The following is a 4,454-nucleotide window of genomic DNA, read 5'->3' as shown; positions in this document are numbered from 1 at the left end:
CGCCAACTTCGCCCGAGCCCGGTTCACTTCGTGTGCGTCCACACCTCCAACATGCCCCAGACAGGACCGATCGACAGACCTAACGGAGTCCTACTAGCCGCGCTGGGCGCGGAGACGGTGGTATCGCTGTTCCCGGGCGAGGCCTCAGCGGCGGTGCTCGGCACGGACTCGTCAGACCCGTCGGTGTGGGTGCCCGCCTTCCAGGCAGGGCAGAGGCAGGCCCCTGCCGCACGCGAGCAATTGGCCGGAGCCTGGATCGCCGGGCTGAGTGAGTCGAAGGGGTTGCCTGCGGCATGACGATGCGAGAGCCGGGTGGATGACGCCTTGAAGGATTCGCCGGAGCTCGCCCGGTGGCGTCCCGCGGTCGGGATCGCATCCACGCTCAGCGACGCCGAGCTTGTGACTCTCGTGGTGATGTCGACGCTGCTCGGATACGCCTCCAAGCGGCGCCGGCTGCGTCGGGCCCGGCAGGACTTTCCCCATCTGTTCCCGTACCTGTCTCAGCAGTCTGGCTACACAAGCGTCTGGGTGCCGCGCCCCCTCCGGGGGCTGGTCAACGCGATCAGCAAGATCAGCCGCAACCGCGACTACTTGCCTGGCGCGAAGCTGCAAGCCACCGTGCGCGCGACCTGACTGAGTCTGCTGCAACAACCCGGGACCGACGCGTACGACGGCAAGGGGTGGCCCGCCCCGGGACATCCGCCGGGCGGCAGGCCCTCAGTCACCGTCCCGTTCGCCCGTCAGCAGACGCTCGAGCCGGTCGAAGCGTTCATGCAGGGCCTGAGCGGTCTCGTCACGCAGATGGTGCACGCGGCCGTGTCGCCGCTCCTCGCAGCTGACGAACCAGGTCGCCAGCGCAGCCGTGACCATGCCGTACGTCGTGATCCCGACGACCATGACAAGCGAAGCAACGACCCGGCCCACGGCGTGACCGGATAGAAGTCCCCGGAACCGACCGTGGTCGCCGTCTCGATCGACCACCACAGCGCCCTCGGGTACGACGTCAGGTTCGCACCACGCGCCCCCTCCTCGGCGGCCACGACCGCCCAGGAACACCTGGACCGCGGATCAGCGCACGGTCTTCGGTGATGCTGAAGCGTGGCAGCTCAGCGAACAAATAATCGGTTGCCTATGGGCGATGCTGATGGATCCAATGACCGGCGTGGTCACCGGGCGCGCCCGCCGCGCCGAGACGTGACGAACGCGAACCGCCGGCTCCGGCCGGCGCGCAATCCGGGCGGACCGCGACCGCATCGTCCCCAGGGAGACGCCACCCGATGAACATGCCACCATCGCCGTCGGGAGCGGAGCACGCAGACGGGTCGTCCGTCCGCCTGGGCGCTCTTGTCCCGCTGACGCGGCCCGGCTGGGTCGAGGCGGGCCGACACCTTCTCGCTGGACTCGACCTGGCCGTTCGCGAGGTCAACGACGCCGGCGGGATCGACGGCAGACCACTGGAGCTGGTGGTCCGGGACACCGCGGCCGATCCGGAGCGGGCCGCGGCGGCCGTGGACGAACTGGCCGGCCTGGGCGTGGCCGCGGTGGCGGGCGAGTATCACAGCGTCGTCGCCCGCGCCGCCGCCGTCCGGGCCGACGCCCTCGGCGTGCCGTTCCTGTGCTCGTCCGCGGTGCTGGACGCGCTCACCGAGGTGCCGACGGAGTGGGTCGCGCGCCTGGCCCCGGCCCAGTCCCACGGCTGGCGGATCTACGCGGACTTCCTCCTCGGCGCGGGCCGGCGTCGGATCGCCGTGGCGACTCAGCCGAGCGTCTACTGGGCGTCCGGGGCCCGTGTCCTGCGGGACCACCTCGCTGCCCGCGGCGGCACCGTCGTCGAACTCGACACGAACGCGCTCACCCCCGAGGCTCTGTGCGACGCGCTGGTCGACCACGGCGCGACGGCGCTCCTCCTGCTGGTCGGCCATCCGGAGCCGGCGGTGCCGATCGTCAGGGCCGTCCGGGGCGACCGGCGGCTCGTGGAAATCCTGATCGGCGCTCCGGCCGGACAACCGGAGTTGGCCGAATGGGCCGCGGCGCTGGGAGAGGACGGCGCCGGGATCCCGTTCCTGCGCTACCTGCCCGAGCGCCTCGGTCCGCTCGGCGAACGCGTCGGGAAGGAACTCCGCGAGCGGCTGGGCGAAGCGCCCTCCTTCGTCGCCTTCGAAGGCTGGGACACCGTCGCTGTCCTCACCGCGGTGCTGCGTTCCCACGGCACGGACCGGGCGGCCATCGCCAAGTCATGGCCGCGGGTGGCGGTCGAGGGCACCCGCGGGCCGATCCGGTTCTCCCGCACGCCGGGCATCAGCGTTTGGCAATGGGTTTGGACACCGATCCAAGTCGTTGATCGGGACCCGGCGGAACCTGATCGCTTTCGAATCCTCCACGCCGGCTGAGAGAGCACGGAAGGCGCCCAAATCAAGGCCCCCAAGCCACTGCTGGCTTGGGCTCCTTGTGCTGAACAGGCGGTACCGCTGACTGCCCCTGGGTCTCCGGCGAAGCGTGCGTTGAGGTAAGTATGGTTCGGCGTCGCGGTCGTTGTCGCATACGTCGTGAGGGGGATCGCTTCACCGGCGGGCTCCGCCGCACGGCGGAAAGAGGTCACGACCGGTGACTGACGTGTGCGGGGCGGATGTTGAGCAGGATCGGTCGCGACGGAGCGGAGGTCCTCTCACTCCGGCGCTCGATTCCACGACCCAGAGTGGAGTGCCACCATGTCCAGATTCAAGCTGCCCAACCGCGCTGTCACGTTCCTCGCCGCGACCGCTGTGGTGGCAACCACTGCGGGGGTCTCCTCCGCGTCGACAGCACCCGCGTCCGTGCCCGGCAAGACCGCGCGTGCCTCCGTTCCTTCCGGGACTCTCACCTCCCGCCTCAAGGGCTGGGGCCGCATGGACTACCCGGACGTCGGCCACGATATTCAGATCACCGTCGACGCCCACGCCACCTTCAAGGGCGTGGGCTGGGTCAAGCCCGACAAGGCCTGGGGCACCTTCCGCATCTACCACCGGATGCCAGCCGCCAATGGCGAGCCGGAGAAGGTCAATTGGGGCGACTTCAAGGTCGACTGCCTGACCAGCGGCGGCCCCACCGCCACCGTGACCGGGCGCATCGTGCGAACCGGGGGCAACGTCGGTGGCTGGGACGACTATCTGAAGCGGCATGTCCGCATGGGGATCAGTTTCTACGTGGGAGAAGGCAAGGGCATCGGTACCAGCCGCATCGGGCTCTCCGGAGGCACCGTGGAAAGTGAGCCGCTGCTGAGCAAGTGCATGGCGCCGGCCGCCGACTCCAAGGTGATCAAGGGCGGCTACGACCTCACGGACAAAGTTCCGGCCCGGTAAGGACTATGCGTGCGAACAGGCGGGACCGTGGGGCAGGTCAAGGTGTCACCCGATCGTGCAGCAGACCCCACCCACGACTGCGAAGGTCTGAAGCCCATGGTCGAGGTCACCAAACGAGACACGACCCGCACAACGGCCGGCACTTCAAGCCTCAGCGCCTCCATGCGGCCAAGGCCTACGACCGGGCCGACCTGCGCAGATGGCTGGGTGGAAGCGTATCGGTGTGCGCATCGCCCGCAAAGGCATCGAGTCCAGCCAACGAATTGGGCGACGCCGCAGGGTCATCGAGCGCACCATGTCCTGGCTGTCCGGCTACCGCCGCCTCAGCCCCCGCTACGAGCGCAACCCCCGAAACCACCTGGCCTTTCTCGGGCTTGCCGCCGCCCTGTGCGGCTACAAGAGACTCGTCCGCCTCACCACGTAGGACACGGTCTTATTGGATTGCAGCCGGCCGGCCCGGTCGGATAGGAAGCTCACATGCTTCGAGGCAACCAAATCGGGCTGCGGGCCCGGCACGAGGACGACATCCCAGTCCTGCGGACCGAGCTCTACGACGACGTGGTCAACTCCTCGCGTGCCGAAGGCGGGCCGTGGCGGCCGATCACGCCCGGCTCGAAGGATCCGCGGCTCGTGGTGGACGACAAGAATCAGGGAAGCGTCCAGTTCTCCGTGGTGGAACTGGAGGGCGGCACGCTGGTCGGCACGGCGACGCTGTGGGGCATCGACAATCACAACCGGTCCGCGCACATCGGATTGGGGGTGCTGCCGTCCTCCCGCGGGAAGGGCTACGGCACCGACGTGGTCGCAGCGCTGTGTCACTACGGTTTCGTCGTGCGCGGCCTGCAGCGGCTGCAGATCGAGACGCTGGCGGACAACGCCGCGATGCTGCGCTCCGCCGAGCGCAACGGCTTCGTCCGCGAGGGCGTGCTGCGCTCCTCTGCCTGGGTGATGGGCGAGTTCTTGGACGAGGTGCTGCTCGGCCTCCTTGTCCAGGATTGGAAGCGGGACTCGAAGGTCTAGCGGCAATGCCGTTGTTTTAGGTCTCGGGCGTGGGTTCCTGGGTAGGGGTCCCAGGGGGTGGGTTGGGTGTCTTCGCGCGTGTCTGAGTTATCGGGC

4 protein-coding genes and 2 pseudogenes are annotated in these 4,454 nt (G+C 68.9%); 5 read left to right on the top strand and 1 reads right to left on the bottom strand.

From position 1 onward, the window contains the following. The first annotated feature begins 312 nt into the window (after nucleotides 1-312). Nucleotides 313-633: a hypothetical protein gene (locus ACIRU3_RS47355; RefSeq protein ID WP_404070600.1), complete on the top strand. Its 321-nt coding sequence runs from the start codon at nucleotides 313-315 to the stop codon at nucleotides 631-633. Between the two features lie 84 nt (nucleotides 634-717). Here the strand turns inward: ACIRU3_RS47355 and ACIRU3_RS47350 are convergent. Next, nucleotides 718-1,052: pseudogene (locus ACIRU3_RS47350) on the bottom strand (potassium channel family protein); the annotation flags it as partial. A gap of 225 nt (nucleotides 1,053-1,277) precedes the next feature. On the opposite strand from ACIRU3_RS47350, the gene ACIRU3_RS47345 reads away from it, so the two are divergent. From ACIRU3_RS47345 to ACIRU3_RS47330, 4 genes and pseudogenes are all read left to right on the top strand, one after another. Continuing rightward, on the top strand, nucleotides 1,278-2,390 hold the full coding sequence (locus ACIRU3_RS47345; RefSeq protein ID WP_404070598.1) for an ABC transporter substrate-binding protein: 1,113 nt from the start codon (nucleotides 1,278-1,280) through the stop codon (nucleotides 2,388-2,390). A gap of 318 nt (nucleotides 2,391-2,708) precedes the next feature. After that, the gene (locus ACIRU3_RS47340) at nucleotides 2,709-3,338 is read left to right on the top strand and encodes a hypothetical protein (RefSeq protein ID WP_404070596.1); all 630 of its coding nucleotides are present in this window, start codon (nucleotides 2,709-2,711) and stop codon (nucleotides 3,336-3,338) included. A gap of 57 nt (nucleotides 3,339-3,395) precedes the next feature. Beyond that, nucleotides 3,396-3,762 (top strand): annotated as a pseudogene (locus ACIRU3_RS47335) (transposase); the annotation flags it as partial. Nucleotides 3,763-3,815: 53 nt separating this feature from the next. Further along, on the top strand, nucleotides 3,816-4,358 hold the full coding sequence (locus ACIRU3_RS47330) for a GNAT family N-acetyltransferase (protein WP_404070594.1): 543 nt from the start codon (nucleotides 3,816-3,818) through the stop codon (nucleotides 4,356-4,358). Nucleotides 4,359-4,454: the final 96 nt, after the last annotated feature.

Source organism: Streptomyces sp. NPDC101151 (assembly GCF_044768335.1).
Taxonomy (GTDB): domain Bacteria; phylum Actinomycetota; class Actinomycetes; order Streptomycetales; family Streptomycetaceae; genus Streptomyces.
Note: the sequence above shows the minus strand (reverse complement) of the source record. Positions and strands in the feature narration are given on the sequence as shown.